10 protein-coding genes are annotated in these 15,034 nt (G+C 58.3%); 2 read left to right on the top strand and 8 right to left on the bottom strand.

The annotated features are described in order from the left end of the window. Window positions 1-85 precede the first annotated feature (85 nt). The 3 genes from GOW40_RS01695 to rocF form a co-directional block, all read right to left on the bottom strand. Complete coding sequence (locus GOW40_RS01695; RefSeq protein ID WP_171136376.1) at window positions 86-769, bottom strand: adenylate kinase; 684 nt, start codon at window positions 767-769, stop codon at window positions 86-88. A 7-nt stretch (window positions 770-776) separates the two neighbouring features. Next, complete coding sequence (gene acs / locus GOW40_RS01690) at window positions 777-2,741, bottom strand: acetate--CoA ligase (RefSeq protein ID WP_171129090.1); 1,965 nt, start codon at window positions 2,739-2,741, stop codon at window positions 777-779. Between the two features lie 497 nt (window positions 2,742-3,238). Continuing rightward, complete coding sequence (rocF, locus tag GOW40_RS01685) at window positions 3,239-4,159, bottom strand: arginase (RefSeq protein ID WP_171129092.1); 921 nt, start codon at window positions 4,157-4,159, stop codon at window positions 3,239-3,241. A gap of 86 nt (window positions 4,160-4,245) precedes the next feature. Here rocF and GOW40_RS01680 point away from each other — a divergent pair, with 86 nt between their 5' ends. Next, window positions 4,246-4,674, top strand: coding sequence for an Lrp/AsnC family transcriptional regulator (locus GOW40_RS01680; RefSeq protein WP_171129094.1), 429 nt, complete (start codon window positions 4,246-4,248; stop codon window positions 4,672-4,674). A 123-nt stretch (window positions 4,675-4,797) separates the two neighbouring features. Then, a complete protein-coding gene (gene mprF, locus GOW40_RS01675) occupies window positions 4,798-7,404 on the top strand; it encodes a bifunctional lysylphosphatidylglycerol flippase/synthetase MprF (RefSeq protein ID WP_171129096.1) in 2,607 nt (868 codons plus the stop codon). A 3-nt stretch (window positions 7,405-7,407) separates the two neighbouring features. Here mprF and GOW40_RS01670 read toward each other — a convergent pair whose 3' ends face one another. The 5 genes from GOW40_RS01670 to GOW40_RS01650 all read right to left on the bottom strand — a co-directional run bounded on the left by GOW40_RS01670 (window position 7,408) and on the right by GOW40_RS01650 (window position 14,940). Continuing rightward, window positions 7,408-8,958: an efflux transporter outer membrane subunit gene (locus GOW40_RS01670; RefSeq protein ID WP_171129098.1), complete on the bottom strand. Its 1,551-nt coding sequence runs from the start codon at window positions 8,956-8,958 to the stop codon at window positions 7,408-7,410. 11 nt (window positions 8,959-8,969) lie between these two features. Beyond that, entirely contained in the window at window positions 8,970-10,115 is a 1,146-nt protein-coding gene (locus GOW40_RS01665; RefSeq protein WP_171129100.1) for an HlyD family secretion protein, read from the bottom strand. Between the two features lie 21 nt (window positions 10,116-10,136). Next, a complete protein-coding gene (locus GOW40_RS01660; protein ID WP_171098573.1) occupies window positions 10,137-10,514 on the bottom strand; it encodes a DUF3302 domain-containing protein in 378 nt (125 codons plus the stop codon). A gap of 127 nt (window positions 10,515-10,641) precedes the next feature. Further along, window positions 10,642-13,779 (bottom strand): efflux RND transporter permease subunit, encoded by a 3,138-nt coding sequence (locus GOW40_RS01655; protein WP_171230840.1) that lies wholly within the window; start codon window positions 13,777-13,779, stop codon window positions 10,642-10,644. A 3-nt stretch (window positions 13,780-13,782) separates the two neighbouring features. Beyond that, on the bottom strand, window positions 13,783-14,940 hold the full coding sequence (locus tag GOW40_RS01650) for an efflux RND transporter periplasmic adaptor subunit (protein WP_254444227.1): 1,158 nt from the start codon (window positions 14,938-14,940) through the stop codon (window positions 13,783-13,785). Between the last annotated feature and the right edge of the window lie 94 nt (window positions 14,941-15,034).

The following is a 15,034-nucleotide window of genomic DNA, read 5'->3' as shown; positions in this document are numbered from 1 at the left end:
CAGGCAAAACTCCTCTGGTCCGACAAGGCGGTTCCGTTGAAGTATTCTGTTCAGGATCAAAGCCTTGCGGCTTGTCTCCTCCCCCTTAACTCATCGCAGCGCCCACGATCTCTTCAAGATCGCGGGCGATGTCGTCGATCTGGCCCATAGCGTCTGTGCGTTTCAGCACGCTTTGGGCGTCGTAATATGTGATCAGTGGTGCGGTTTGCTCATGATAGGCCACCAGGCGCGCGGCAACGGTTTCCGCGTTGTCATCGGCCCGGCGTTTGAACTCGGTTCCTCCACAATTGTCGCATTTGCCCTCAACTGCGGGGATCTTGAACGTGTCGTGATATCCTTCGCCGCACATCGCGCATGTATAGCGACCCGAAATGCGGCTCACCATTTCCGCGTCTTCAACCTCAAGACTGATTGCCGTGCTGACCTTCTGTCCCGATGTGGCCAACAGGTCATCCAGAGCCTTGGCCTGAACCGTCGTGCGTGGAAATCCGTCCAGGATCACTCCCTTTGTGCAATCCGGTTCTGCCATCCGGTCACGTAAGATCGCGATCACTATCTCGTCGCTGACCAGTTCGCCTGCCTCCATCACGGCCTTGGCTGCCAGACCGGCTTCGGTCCCCGTAGCAACTGCGGCGCGCAAAAGATCTCCGGTGCTCAATTGCACCAGACCAAACTTGTCTTCCAGCATACGGGCCTGCGTTCCCTTCCCGGCGCCCGGAGGGCCGAGAAGGATCAAAACAGCGGGGCGGGTGAGTGTTTCTGCGTCCATCATACCCTCACGAATTTGCCCGGTTTGCGATCAGGTCTTCGACAACGGACGGATCCGCCAGGGTGGATGTATCGCCCAAAGAGCCGAAATCGTTTTCCGCAATCTTGCGCAGGATACGACGCATGATCTTGCCCGAGCGTGTTTTGGGCAGACCAGGCGCCCACTGGATCACATCCGGGCTGGCAATCGGTCCAATCTCGGTCCGCACCCAGGTGCGCAGTTCTTTCAGCAACTCATCCGAGGGGTCACGGTCATTCATCAAAGTGACATAACAATAGATGCCTTGGCCTTTGATTTCATGCGGATATCCAACAACTGCGGCTTCGGCGACGGCGGCATGGGCGACCAGCGCACTTTCGACCTCGGCGGTGCCCATACGGTGGCCCGAGACGTTGATCACGTCATCGACGCGGCCGGTGATCCAGTAATCGCCATCTTCGTCACGGCGGCAACCGTCGCCGGTAAAGTAATAGCCTTTGTAATCCGAGAAATAGGTCTTCTCGAACCGCTCGTGATCGCCCCAGACGGTGCGCATCTGCCCGGGCCAGCTGTCCCTGATGCACAAAACGCCTTCAACCCCGTTGCCCTCAATTTCGACACCGGACTGAGGGTCCAGAACCACCGGTTCGATCCCAAAGAACGGTTTCATCGCAGATCCCGGTTTCATCGCATGGGCACCGGGCAGAGGGGTCATCAGGTGACCGCCGGTTTCGGTCTGCCACCAGGTGTCGACGATGGGGCATTTGCCCTTGCCGACAACCTCGTTGTACCAGTTCCAGGCTTCGGGATTGATCGGTTCACCCACGGTACCCAGGGTCCGCAGATCGCTTAGGTCGTGCTTTTCAACCCACTCGCTGCCCTGGCCCATAAGGGCGCGGATTGCGGTTGGGGCAGTGTAGAATTGGTTGACCTTGTGCTTGGCGCAAACCTCCCAGAACCGGCCCGCATCGGGATAGGTTGGGACACCTTCGAACATCAGCGTGGTCGCGCCATTGGCCAGCGGGCCATAGACGATATAGCTGTGCCCGGTCACCCAACCGACATCAGCTGTACACCAGTAGATGTCGCCATCATGGTAATCAAAGGTGATCTCATGGGTCATGGCGGCATAGACGATATAGCCACCGGTGGTATGCACCACGCCCTTCGGCTGCCCGGTCGATCCCGAGGTATAAAGGATGAACAGCGGGTCCTCAGCGTTCATCTCGGCTGGGGCGCAATAATCATCAGCTTCCAGCGCCATTTCGTTATAGTCAAAGTCGCGCCCGTCGATCCAAGTGGTCTGACCCCCGGTACGCTTGACCACAAGACATTTTACTGTGTCGGGGCAATGCAGCAGGGCGGCGTCGGCGTTTGACTTCAACGGGGTCTTGCGACCCCCGCGCGGTGCCTCATCCGCCGTAATGACAACCTTGGCATCACAGCCATTGACCCGCGCTGCCAGAGCGTCTGGCGAGAAACCGGCGAAGACAATGGAATGGATTGCACCGATCCGTGCACAGGCCAGCATTGCATAGGCGGCCTCGGGGATCATTGGCAGGTAAATGACAACACGATCGCCTTTGCGCACACCCATGGATTCCAGAATGTTGGCCATGCGGCAGGTGCGGCGGTGAAGCTCGGCATAGGTAATGTGCTGTGCGGCATCCGCTGGATCATCCGGCTCCCAGATGATCGCTGTCTGATCGCCGCGCGTCTCAAGATGGCGGTCCAGGCAATTGGCCGAAACGTTCAGCGTGCCGTCCGCATACCAGTTGATCTTGACCGAGCCGAAATCATAGTTGACGTCCTTGACCTGGCTGAACGGCTTGATCCAGTCGATCCGCTTGGCCTGCTCGGCCCAGAATGTATCAGGATCACTGATCGACGCCGCATACATATCGGCATATTTGTCCGCATCCACATGCGCACGCGCGACGGTTTCTGCAGATGGCGGATAGGTCTTGGCATCTGCCGGGGCAGCGGTAGTCATTGTTGAGGCTCCTCCCTCTCGGATTGGACTATGTCGGACCGATAATGCCTGCCGATCTGGCAATGTCGATCCCGTTCCTCCCACTTTGCATCATAGCCGGGATGGAAAATTATGGAATAAATTGCTGTAAAGCTTGGATTTGTTTGTAAAGAAGTTTTTAGATTTCACTGGATTTTGTAAACAAAGCTCAGCGCGACATAAAAATATCGTTATCAAACAATTAATAAACTGTAATTCGTCCGGGGTCGAAAGCCAGCGCGCCAAAAAACTGTGATCGCTATCGTGTTTGGCCGGGTTTCATTCCCTGACGCGATCTGCGTGCCCGACCACATGAGAGGATTGGCGGGAATGCGGATTCCGCTCTTCTTCGGTACAAAATAACCTTGGGGGAGTCGCGGCTTGCTTCGGCTGCGGCAGGGCTTCTCTAGATCAACGGTTTTTCTTCGCTGGTCCCTAGCAGGGAGCACATACCAGCACAGTATTCGGTGCAAGTTGGTTTAGAAGCTTCGCGTCGGCCGGTCAAAGATCCGCCGCCCCATAAGAGACGCTGCCAAGTCGACCATCAGTTTCGCGGTGCGCCCGCGTTCATCGAGGAACGGGTTCAACTCGACCAGATCCAAAGAGCAGACGAGCCTGCTTTCGTGCAGCAATTCCATCACCAGATGTGCCTCGCGCTCGGTTGCGCCTCCGGGCACCGTTGTACCAACCGCGGGCGCGATGGAAGGATCCAGAAAATCCACATCCAAGGACACGTGCAAAACCCCATTTGCAGCGCGAACCTTTTCGAGGAATGCCAGCAAAGGTGCCTTGATGCCATGTTCGTCAATGCTGCGCATATCGGCCAGCATCGCGTGATTTTTCTCAAGTGCTGCGCGTTCTTCGGGGTCGACAGAGCGCAAGCCGATCATTCCCACGCGGCTTGTTGGAACCGGGCTTGCTAGGGACGGGAAAGCATCAAACCCGTCTTGGCCGGTCACATAGGCCACTGGTGTCCCGTGCAAATTGCCGCTGCCAGAGCTGGAGGGCGTGTGGAAATCGCTATGCGCGTCGAGCCACAATACAAACAGGGGGCGCCCAATCCTGTCGGCGTGCTGCGCCATGCCGGACACCGTTCCCATAGAAAGGGCATGATCGCCCCCCAGAAATATGGGTACGCCCTGTTGCGCCGCGTCACAGGCCGTGCGGCAGAGCGCCTGGGTCCAGCCAACGCATTCCGGCAAAGCGAACAGATGATCGCTTTCTTCCACGTCCACTTGGTCTGGCTGCGTGTCCCCCAGATCCGTGACGTTGTGCCCAAGATCAGCGAGGGCCTCAGCCAGGCCTGCCACGCGATACGCGTCGGGCCCCATGCGGCACCCCTGACGGCGTTTCCCGGCATCCATCGGTGCGCCGACCAGAATGATGTTCTGCTTGTCCATACGTCCTTTTAGCCGCACAGGCCGGATTGCCAAAAGGGGGCAAAGTGAACAATAAGAAACTCAGCTTATCATTTTGGGAATACAGAGTGGACGAATTGGACAACAGGCTGCTGGCGGCTTTGCAACGGGATGCTCGGGCGTCGCTGTCAGAACTGGCCCAGTCATTGGGGGTAACGCGCACCACCATACGCAGCCGGTTGCAGCGCTTGAAACAGTCGGGTGAGATTGTGGGCTTTACGGTCCTGACCCGTCAAGGCGTTACGGAGAGCCCCGTGCGCGGACTGATGATGCTGGGGATCGAAGGGCGCGGCACGGAAAGGATCATGTCTCGCATCGCTGCGATGCAAGAAGTACGGGCCGTGCATTCAACCAACGGCAGTTGGGATCTGATTGCCGAGATCGGAACCGAGACTTTGGCCGAACTGGACAAGGTTCTGTTTCAAATTCGGCGCATGGAAGGCGTGACGCGATCGGAGACCAACCTGTTGCTGTCAACGCGGACTGGACGGTCATGATCGACTGGGCACAGGCCTTTGATCTGCATAGGAACTGTGCCAATCTGCCCCAGAGGAACCGGCAAAACAGCGGTTTGTCAGTGTTGGATTGGCAAGATCGTTTGACAATAAAGGGCAGGGGCAATGGCTGAGGAAACCGGCAAGCAGAACGCGACAATCGCGCTCTGGATCGAACGGGTGACAGGGCTTTTGGAAAAACCCTGGGTCCGTATCGTCATACCGGTTCTTGTCACTGGCATAGCCCTGGCGGTATTGCACGACCTTTCGGCGCATGTGAAATGGTCGGATGTGACGGCAGATATTCGGGCCAAGCCTTGGACGGTCATGGCCTTTGCCGTGTTCTGGACGGCTTTCAGCTTTTTCTCGCTCTCGTTTTACGATGTCTTCGCAGTAAGAAGTGTGGCCAAGGGAACGGTGCCTGCACCTGTCGCCGGTTTGGCGGGGGCAAGCGGTTATGCCGTGTCCAACTGCCTAGGGTTTTCCTACATCACCGGAACGGCCATCCGGTATCGGATCTATGCGTCGCTGGGTCTTGATCTGGGGCGGGTCGCGGGTGTGATCGCCACCTCGTGGGTGGCGTTCTGGATGGGGCTGACCCTGATCATGGGCATATTGCTGACCCTGCATCCCGACGGGATTTCCAAAGTGTTACCGATCAGTGAAACGGCTGAGACTGTGATCGGGCTGGCTTTGCTTGCTGCGCTTCTGTGCCTTTTCGTCTGGCTATCCAAAGGCGGGCGACGGTTGGGTGTTGCTGGGTTCGGATTCAACCTTCCCGGCGGCAAGCTGGCCGGGATGTTGACAGTCGCGGCAGTGGGCGACGTCTTTGGCGCGTCGATGGTGCTTTATGTGTTGATGCCCGATGATCTGGGCGTTGGTTTCCCGTATTTCTTCGCCATCTACGTGGCCGCAATTGCCGTGGGTATCGTCAGCCATGCGCCCGGCGGTATCGGCGTTTTCGAAGCGACACTTATTGCGGGTCTTGGTGCGTCTGGACGATCAGACGTGGTTGCAGCGCTGTTGCTTTACCGGCTGGTCTATACGTTCTTACCGTTTGCCGTCGCAACTCTGGGCATCGCACTGGCATCGGCTTTGACCCATAGGCAAAGGATCGGTGGCGCAGCAACATGGGTCTATCGCGCGATCCGGCCCATCGTACCGATGGTGGCCGCAGGCGTGGCAGCGGTGGCTGGGGTGATCCTGTTGGTTTCAGGTGCGTTGCCCGCAGATTCCCAAAAACTTGGCGTGTTGCGCGACGTCCTGCCCTTGTCATTCGTCGAGGCGTCGCATCTGGCCGGAAGCGCGATTGGCGTGTTGCTGCTGCTGGTCTCTCGCGGCTTGTTCCGAAAGCTCTATCGCGCCTGGGTGGTGGCGATGCTGTTGATGGTTGCAGGGTTCTGTGCTTCGCTCGCCAAGGGGTTGGACACGCACGAAGCCATATCAATGCTGGTTACAATCGGCTTGCTGGCGATGTTTCGTGACGCCTTTTACCGTGTCAGCGGAGCGTCGATCTTTCGGCTCAACATCCCCTGGTTGGTCAGTGTCGTGGCCCTGTTGGCGGTGATCTTCTGGATTGGGCTCTTTGCCTATTCTCATGTCCAGTATCAGAATGCCTTGTGGTGGGATTTCGCCTGGAACGCGGATGCCTCGCGGTTCTTGCGATCGAGCCTTGTGGTGGCGGTGATCCTTGGCGTCGTGGCGGTGAACTCTCTGTTCGGTCGTGAAATCCCAGCGCCCAAGCGCACCGAGATCCCACCCGTGGTTGAACGGCTGGTGATGGAGAGTGAGGACACCGAAGCCCAGATATCGTTGACCGGCGACAAACAGTTCCTGATCTCGGACGATGAGACTGCGTTTCTGGCCTACGCCGATACGGGCAATGCGCTGATCACCAAGGGAGAACCGGTTGGCGATGAGAAAGCAGGCCAGCAACTGATCTGGCAACTGCGCGAAATGGCGGATCGCGAAGGCAAGCTTTGTGCTTTCTACAGCGTGTCGACCAAATACCTGCCAACCTTCCTGGATCTTGGGCTGTCGATCCTCAAGATCGGGGAAGTTGCCCGGGTGCCGCTGACCGATTTCTCATTGGATGGCAAGTCGCGTAAACGCTTCCGCCAAGCCAAGAACCGGGCCGAGCGAGAAGGGTACACGTTCGAGATCATCCCGAAAGAGGAGCTGGCACCGATCTTGCCGAAACTACGCGCCATTTCCGATCATTGGCTGGCGAAGAAAGCCGGGGAAGAGAAAGGCTTTGCCCTCGGCGGGTTTGATGACGCTTATCTGTCTTACTTCGACCACGCGGTGTTGCGGGACGAGACAGGTAAGATCATGGCCTTTGCCAACCTGTTTCAAGGTGGCAACAAATCGGAATTGTCACTGGATCTGATGCGGTACCAGCCCGACAGCCCCAGCTTTGTCATGGACGCTCTGTTTGCCGAAATGATGACATGGGGGGCCGAGCAAGGGTTCCACTGGTTCTCATTGGGGGCTGCGCCGTTTTCGGGGATCGAGAACCGGCAACTGGCCTCACTGTGGAACCGGATCGGCGGGTTTGTGTATGAGCATGGCGAGCAGTTCTATCACTTCGAAGGCCTGCGCAGTTTCAAGCAGAAGTTCGACCCGGAATGGAGCCCGAACTATCTGGCCAGCCCCGGTGGTCTGGCGGCGCCGCGCATCCTTTATGAGGTGAACATCCTCATTTCAGGAGGGTTGCGGGGCCTGACGAAATAGCGATCAGTTCAGACTGGCGCGGGTCGGATCCTGCTCCAACAGATCTCCCCAATCGGTGCGATAGGCCATTTCGGCCAGAACCGTCTCGGGCAGGAATTCCTGGCTTTGACGAATTTGCCACCCACCGCCCAGACCTTTGTAAATAGCCACCAGGTTGGACGACACCTGCTGTCGCGCCTCGATCAAGTTGGACTCAGATTGCAGCAGGGCGGTTTGGGTATTCAGAACACGAGAATAGCTGGCAATCCCGTCGCGATACTGGTCGACTGCGATCTGAGAGGCGCGGCGCGAGGCTTCGACGCTGCGCTGATAGAACGTGACCTGCTTGCGCGCCTCAGAATAGGCGACCATCGCGCTTTCCACCTCGGAATAAGCCGACAGGACCGTGTTCTGATAATTGGCGATCAGCGCTTGATAGGCCGCGTCCTGCGCGCGGACATTGTTCTTGATGCGCCCATAGTTCAGCACGTTCCAGACCACGCCGGCACTGGCCAGCCCGGTGGAGCTGTTCGAGCTGAACAGGTTCTGACCACCCGAGGCTTGCAGCCCGACCGCGCCCGACAGAATGAACTGCGGGTATAGATCCGCCAACGCGATGCCCACTTGCGCCGATTGGGTTGCTGCGGCCAGTTCCGCCGCGCGTACATCCGGTCTGCGGCGCAACAGCTCAGCTGGAACGCCGACTGCAACATTGGCTCTGGCGCTGGGGATGCGGCCCGAATTGCCCAACAGGCTGGTCATCCGCGACGGGGTTGTGCCCAGCAGCACCGCCAGCGCATTTTTGGCCTGCTGCAATTCGGTTTCCAGCTGCGGAACGATGGCCTTGGTGTTGTTCAAAAGGGCTGTGGATTCCTGCACGTCCAACTCGGTCGTCACCCCGTTGTTGAATCGCAGCTGGGTCAAATCCGCCGATTGCTGCTGCAGCGCGATATTCTCTCGGGCGACGCCCAGACCTTCTTGCAGGGACCTTATGTTGATATAAAGCGCTGCTACGTCGCCCGTCAGCGTCACCAAGGCGTCATCGTAATTGGCAACCTGCAGCGCCAGGTTCGACCGCGCCGCCTGCACGCCGCGCCGCTGAGCCCCCCAGACGTCCAGCTCCCATTGCGCGTCAAACCCCACTTGCGAAGTCGAGAATTCCGTATCCAGAGGGACGATCTGTCGGATATCAGAAATTGGCCCCAGATTGTCACTGATCTGACGCCGTTCTGCCGAAGCCCCCAACACTTGTGACTGCGGATAAAGCTCACCAAAGGCGATGCCCAGCTGCGCCCGGGCTTGCAAAACGCGCGCTCCGGCCACTTGCAGGCTCAGGTTCTGGGCATAAGCCTGGTTGATCAGCTTGTTGAGCGTCGGATCATTGAACGTTTGCCACCACCGCACCACCGGCGCGCTGCGCGATGTGAGACCATTGGCGCTGGCGTCAGGGCTGTTCACTTCGATCCACTGTTTCACCACCGGAGAATTCGGGCGCACGAAATCAGGCCCGACCGGCGTGCAGGCGACAAGGGTCGCGGCACAAAGCGCGGTGCCCAGCAGCTGGCGGAGTGTCATGGCGCGTCCCATCAGATATCCAGCGGTCGGATGAAGTTGGCGAAGGAATAGAGGCGGATGTTGATGCGCCTCAGGAATTCGAAACTCTTGCCCTGTCCGGTATAGATCGCAACCGCCGCATGACCACCGGCCGGGAAGATACGGTCTTCGGGCACATCCACGGTGATCTGCACCGCAATCCGACCCGGAAGTTCGGGCAGCTCAAAGCCGGGCAGGCGGCCCGAGGGCAGGTATTGCCCCTGACGGGTGGCCCACCAGATCGCCTCGACCTTGCCGGTCAGGATCTCACCGGGATAGAGGTCCAGCGCCACTTCAACCGGCTGACCAACCTCAACGAACTTCAGGTTCTGCTGTCGGAAAGTGGCCAGGATATAGGGATTATCTTCGGTCACAAAACTGGCGATTGCACCAAGGCGGATGTCACCGACAACCAGCCCGGGCCGCGCCTGTTGCGAGACGATCATGCCGTTTTCAGGCGCATAGATGGTGGTGTTGTCGAGAAAATACTGGGCCTGATCCAGCTCGGCCTGTGCCTGAATGATGCCGGTATTCACCCCGTCGATCTGGGAATCCAGCGCCAAATTGGCTTTTTCCAGATTGGCCACCGCCTCTTTGATCAGCGCCTCATCTTCGGTGACCTGCTCGTTCCAGCGATCCAGCTCGTCCTGCCGCGCACCGCCTGCGGGCACAAGGTTTTCATACCGCGCTTGCTGGGTCTGGGCATAAGCCAGTTGCGCCTGCGCCCGTTCCACCGCCTCGGCGGCTGCGATCACGTCTTGTTCCAGGATCTTGGCGTTTTGCTGAGCCCCCACCAGTTGCGCCTGGGCCTTCTTGACGGCCAGCGCATAGACGGTGTCGTCAAAGCGATAGAGCGGCTCGCCTTTGGTGACGATGGTGTTGGGTTCCACCAAGACCTCGGTCAAAAGCGTCGGCTGGGTCAGCTTGGGCAGGATCTGGATGGTCGAACGCACCACATGGCTGTCGGCCGAGAAGGGCTGAAAGAAGCGCAACGCGACCAGAAAGATCAACAGAAGATGCGCACCGACCCAGAACGAAACGATGCCCCAGGCCACGTTGAACTTCAGCCATTGCGCCTTGAAGAAAACAAACCAGACGAAAATGATGTAAAATAATGTGATGCCGAGGGCGACAAGCATGGTTTCAGAATTCCTTCGGCCTTAGCTTTTCTGTGTGCCGTCTGCGGTCGGCATATCCGAGTCGGTTTGCTCTTGGTATTCCGGCTTGATGTCGCCACCCAGTCGCGTGATCTCATCCCGGATGGCTTTTTTCTCTTCGTCCGGACCACGGCGCATATCGACGGTGACGCCATCATGGAAGGCCCAAATAAAGGCGTGGACCCAGGGGATAATGGCCAGAAATCCCATCCATCCCATGATTTTGACGGCTTCGGCATGGGGGTGATTACGCTTGATGGCGATGCGACCGGGCAAACCCATAATGAACAGGAACACCCCCATCACCGCCGCAAGCAACAGGATCAATGCCACAAATGTCAGGTAGTCATAGTAGCCCAGGGGCTGCCCCAAAAGTCCCATGCCCGCCTCTCAGATTTGTAAGGTTGCTCTATCCTCAAACGGGCACAACCTGTCAGTCAATTACTTTATGGTGAATCTTTGCAAAGTAAGACGCCCCGCATGTTGGGTGGGGCGTCTGTCTGTTGTGTTACGAGGTTTCAGCGGTTGCGTCAGGTTTGCTTTTGCTGCCTTTCAGCCACTCGCGCAGGCTTTGCATCAAGGCATAGAGCACCGGCACCACGATCACGCCCACCAGTGTTGCGGCGAGCATCCCGCCGAAGACTGCAACACCGATGGCCTTTTGGCTGGCCGCACCCGCGCCGCTTGCGGCCAGCAGCGGAACCACGCCCAGCAGGAAGGACAGGGCGGTCATCATCACCGCGCGGAAACGTTGATATGCGGCCTCGGCTGCGGCCTCTGTGATCGACAGGCCTTTGGCGCGTTGTTCCATCGCAAACTCGACGATCAGAATGCCGTTCTTTGAGGCCAGCCCCACCAGCATGATCATCCCAATCTGCGTATAGAGGTTGATGTCACTGCCCACGATTGCCACAGCCGCGACCGCTCCGAACAGGGCCACGACGACGGACAAAAGGATCGACACGGGCATCGACCAGCTTTCGTATTGCCCCACCAGGAACAAATAGCCGAACAGGATCGCGAGCCCCAGGATCACGATCACGAGCCCGCTCGAGGCCAGCTGTTGCTGCGCGGTGCCTGTCCATTCAAAGGCATAGCCGGGGGGCAGTGCGGTGGCGGATTCCTCGGTCATCACAGTGATCGCATCGCCCGAGGACAGACCCGGTGCCGGCACCGCCGTAACAGTGGCCGACCGGAACAGGTTGTGCCGTTTCAGCAGAACCGGTCCCAACACGTTTTCGACATCGATCAGCGTACCCAGCGGTACCATCTCACCCTGTTGCGAACGGACATAGAGGTTTGCGATATCGTCAACAGTGTCGCGATAGCTGCCATCGGCCTGGATCATCACGCGATAGACGCGGCCAAAAAGGTTGAAGTCATTGACGTAATACGAACCCAATTGCGCTTGCATGGTCTGGAAAATCTCAGCGACCGACACATCCAGCGTCTTGGCCTTTTCCCGATCCAGATCGACAAACAACTGCGGAACATTGGCACGGAAAGTCGTATAGGCCTGACCGATCTCGGGCCTCTGGTTCGCCGCATAAACAAACGATCCCACAGCCGAGGCCAGATCCTGCGGCGTGCCGCCTCCGGTCTGCTGCACCTCCATCTCGACCCCGGCAGACATGCCCAGGCCCTGAATGGGTGGCGGGTTGAAGGCCACGATGGACGCCGCAAATTCGCCATTGGCAATGGCCAGAACCTTGCCAAGGATCGCATTGGCGCTCAGGTCGTCCTCCTGCCTGTCGGCCCAGTTTTCCAGATTGACAAAGATCGCAGCGCCATTGGTGGTGGTGCCGTTCAACAGGGAAAACCCGTTGACCAGAACCGTGCTGGAGACGCCCGGAATTTGGCGGATCTTTTCATCGACACGCGCGGTGACAGTTTCGGTCCTCTCCAACGTCGCGGCGTCGGGCAGTTGGATGTCGACAAACAGGTAACCGTTGTCTTCGAGCGGAATAAAGCCGGCTGAGGTGTTGGACATGATCGTCCCGGTGCCCAGACCCAAGCCTGCCACGATGGCCAGGGCTATGGCCGGGAAGACCAACAGCTTGCGGACAATCGCGACATAGCCATTGCGGACAGTGCCGATAAAGCTTTCGAACATGGCCAGCAGCCCCTTTGGGGGGCCAGACCGGGCGCGCAGGACCAAGCCGCACAAAGCGGGCGAAAGCGTCAGCGCATTGATCGACGAGATCACAACAGCGGTTGAAATGGTCACGGCAAATTGCGAATAGAGCCTACCTGAGATGCCCGGCATAAAGGTTACCGGCACAAACACGGCCAGCAGAACAAGCGTGGTTGCGATGACCGGGCCTGTGATTTGCCCCATGGCTTTGCGGGTGGCCTCTGCCGGTGGCAAGCCCTCATCCGCAATGATCCGTTCGACGTTTTCAACAACAACAATCGCGTCGTCCACCACGATCCCAATGGCCAGCACAAGCGCAAACAATGAGATCGTGTTCAGCGACATTCCAAAGGCCAGCAGAAAGGCAAACGTGCCGATCAGCGAGACCGGAATGGCCACCGCCGGAATGATCGTTGCCCGCCAACTGCCCAGGAATACAAACACCACCGAGATCACGAGGATAAATGTCAGGATCAGGGTCGAGACCACATCGTTCAGGGACGCTTCGACAAAGTCGGTGGTGTTGAAGGGAACTTCATATTCCACATCTGTCGGGAAGGCGCGGGACAGGCGTTCAAGCTCTGCCTGCACGCGATCAGATACGGCCAACGCGTTCGCACCTGGCGCCTGATAGATCCCAATCACGGTTGCCGGAACCGCCTGGAAATAGCCTGAGGCAGAATAGAAGGCGGCCCCCAGCTCGACCCGCGCGATGTCGCGCACGCGGACAATCGCGCCTGCATCGCCTGTGCGGATGACGATATCGCCAAACTCTTCGGCGGATGTAAGTCGACCCTTGGACTTGATCGTATACTGAAAGGTCTGGCCCTCGGGCACTGGAGGTGAACCAATCGAGCCTGCAGAAACCTCGATATTCTGTTCCCGGATCGCATTGATCACATCACCCGGAGTGATCGACAAGGCCGCCATCTTGTCCGGATCCATCCAGATCCGCATGGCATATTCCAGATTGGTCAGAACATCCGCCTTGCCCACGCCTTGCACGCGCGCCAGCGCGTCGCGCAGGTTGATCGAGGCATAGTTTGACAGGAACACGCTGTCATAGGTGCCATTGGGAGAGGTCAAAGTGACCAGCATCAGCATGTTGGTCGAAGATTTCTGCGTCACCACGCCGGACGAGGTGACCTCGGTGGGCAGTGATGACATTGCCTGCGCAACGCGGTTCTGCACATTGACCGAGGCGATATCCGGGTCTGTGCCGACCTCGAACGTGACGTTCAGGGAATAGGACCCGTTGTCCGATGATGTGGACGTCATATAGATCATATCGTCCACACCATTGACCTGCGCCTCAATCGGAGCGGCCACGGTGTTTTCGACCGTCTCGGCATTGGCGCCGGTATAGGTGGTGGTCACGCTGACCACGGGCGGCGTGATGTCAGGGAACTGCGCCACCGGCAGCACCATATAGCCAATACCGCCCATGATGGTCAGCACCAGCGAGATGACAAGCGCCAGCTTGGGCCGGCTGATGAACAGGGCAGAGAACATCAATTATTCTCCCGGCTGTTCAGATGCGACAACCGCGTCCACGGCCACACCCGGGCGCACGCGCTGCAGGCCCTCGACAATTACGCTTTCCCCTTCGCGCAACCCGTCCAGCACGATGATCGCTGTCCCGACCGTGTCACCGGTGGTGATATAGCGCTGTTCGACCATCTGCTTGTCATTGACCACCAGAACAAACTCACCGCGTTGGTCCCGTTGCAGGGCTGCCTGTGGAACAAGGACTTGCAGAGTGGGTTCCAGAGCTTCGATCTGAACATTGACAAACGCGCCGTCCAGGATCAGGCGGTCGGTGTTTTCGAACTGCGCGCGCAGAGTGATGGCACCGGTCAAAGGGTCGATGCGGTTGTCAATGAAGACAATCGTGCCGGTTTCATCCAACTCCTCTCCGTTTGGCAATACCACGTGCACATTGGGGCTTTGCGGACTGTCCGCGAGCGAGGCCGCGTTTTCACCAAAGGATTGCAACACCGAGGTGAACATTTTTTCGTTGATCGAAAAGTTCACATAGATCGGTGTTTCCGACACTATATTGACCAACGGCGGATTGCTGGGTCCTACGACATCTCCGACACTGGTGGTGACTGACCCGATCCGCCCGTCAAACGGGGCGTGGATTTGGGTGTAGCTGAGGTCCAGCTCGGCCTGTTGGATGGCTGCGTTGGCGGCTTTGACCTCTGCCTCGGCAACCAACTCATTCGCGCGCGCAATGTCACGTTCCGATTCCGGGGTGGCGTCGCGCTTATACAGCTCTTCCTTACGGGCGAGGTCGACCTTGGCCAGTTCCAGATTGGCTTCGGCCCGGTCCAGATCCGCCTTGCGTGCCTGCAAAGTTGCTTCGTAGAGGTCGGGCTCAATGGTGAACAACAAGTCACCGTCCTTCACCGTGGCACCGTCTTCGACCTCGCGACTGTTCAGAAAGCCGTTCACGCGGGCGACGATATCGACATTGTTGATCGCTTCGGCCCGCCCGATAAACGTGGCCTCATCCGTGATTTCTTCGGTATAGGCGGCTGCGATCGACACTTTCGGCGCGGCGGCTTGATCTTGCGCGGCGACCGGATGCGCCAGCCCCAAAGGCACCAGCATCAAGGCTGAGACCAAAGACCTGTAAGTGCAAAAGGACAGGGGGGAGGAAGGGGACATGGCAAACGCCTCGATCGATTTGGAACAAATGTCGCCCGGCCCGCGCATTCTGTCGGGCCGAGTCGGTAAAGCTTGGTCTCAGGATGACTTCTTT

The sequence above is a fragment of the Ruegeria sp. HKCCA6707 genome (assembly GCF_013033515.1).
GTDB lineage: Bacteria > Pseudomonadota > Alphaproteobacteria > Rhodobacterales > Rhodobacteraceae > Ruegeria.
Note: the sequence above shows the minus strand (reverse complement) of the source record. Positions and strands in the feature narration are given on the sequence as shown.

Bases quoted from the DNA above. Each gene is read 5' to 3' on its own strand.
- GOW40_RS01695 (WP_171136376.1), bottom strand. From the start codon at position 769: ATGGACGCAGAAACACTCACCCGCCCCGCTGTTTTGATCCTTCTCGGC.
- acs (WP_171129090.1), bottom strand. From the start codon at position 2,741: ATGACTACCGCTGCCCCGGCAGATGCCAAGACCTATCCGCCATCTGCA.
- rocF (WP_171129092.1), bottom strand. From the start codon at position 4,159: ATGGACAAGCAGAACATCATTCTGGTCGGCGCACCGATGGATGCCGGG.
- mprF (WP_171129096.1), top strand. From the start codon at position 4,798: ATGGCTGAGGAAACCGGCAAGCAGAACGCGACAATCGCGCTCTGGATC.
- GOW40_RS01670 (WP_171129098.1), bottom strand. From the start codon at position 8,958: ATGACACTCCGCCAGCTGCTGGGCACCGCGCTTTGTGCCGCGACCCTT.
- GOW40_RS01665 (WP_171129100.1), bottom strand. From the start codon at position 10,115: ATGCTTGTCGCCCTCGGCATCACATTATTTTACATCATTTTCGTCTGG.
- GOW40_RS01660 (WP_171098573.1), bottom strand. From the start codon at position 10,514: ATGGGACTTTTGGGGCAGCCCCTGGGCTACTATGACTACCTGACATTT.
- GOW40_RS01655 (WP_171230840.1), bottom strand. From the start codon at position 13,779: ATGTTCTCTGCCCTGTTCATCAGCCGGCCCAAGCTGGCGCTTGTCATC.
- GOW40_RS01650 (WP_254444227.1), bottom strand. From the start codon at position 14,940: ATGTCCCCTTCCTCCCCCCTGTCCTTTTGCACTTACAGGTCTTTGGTC.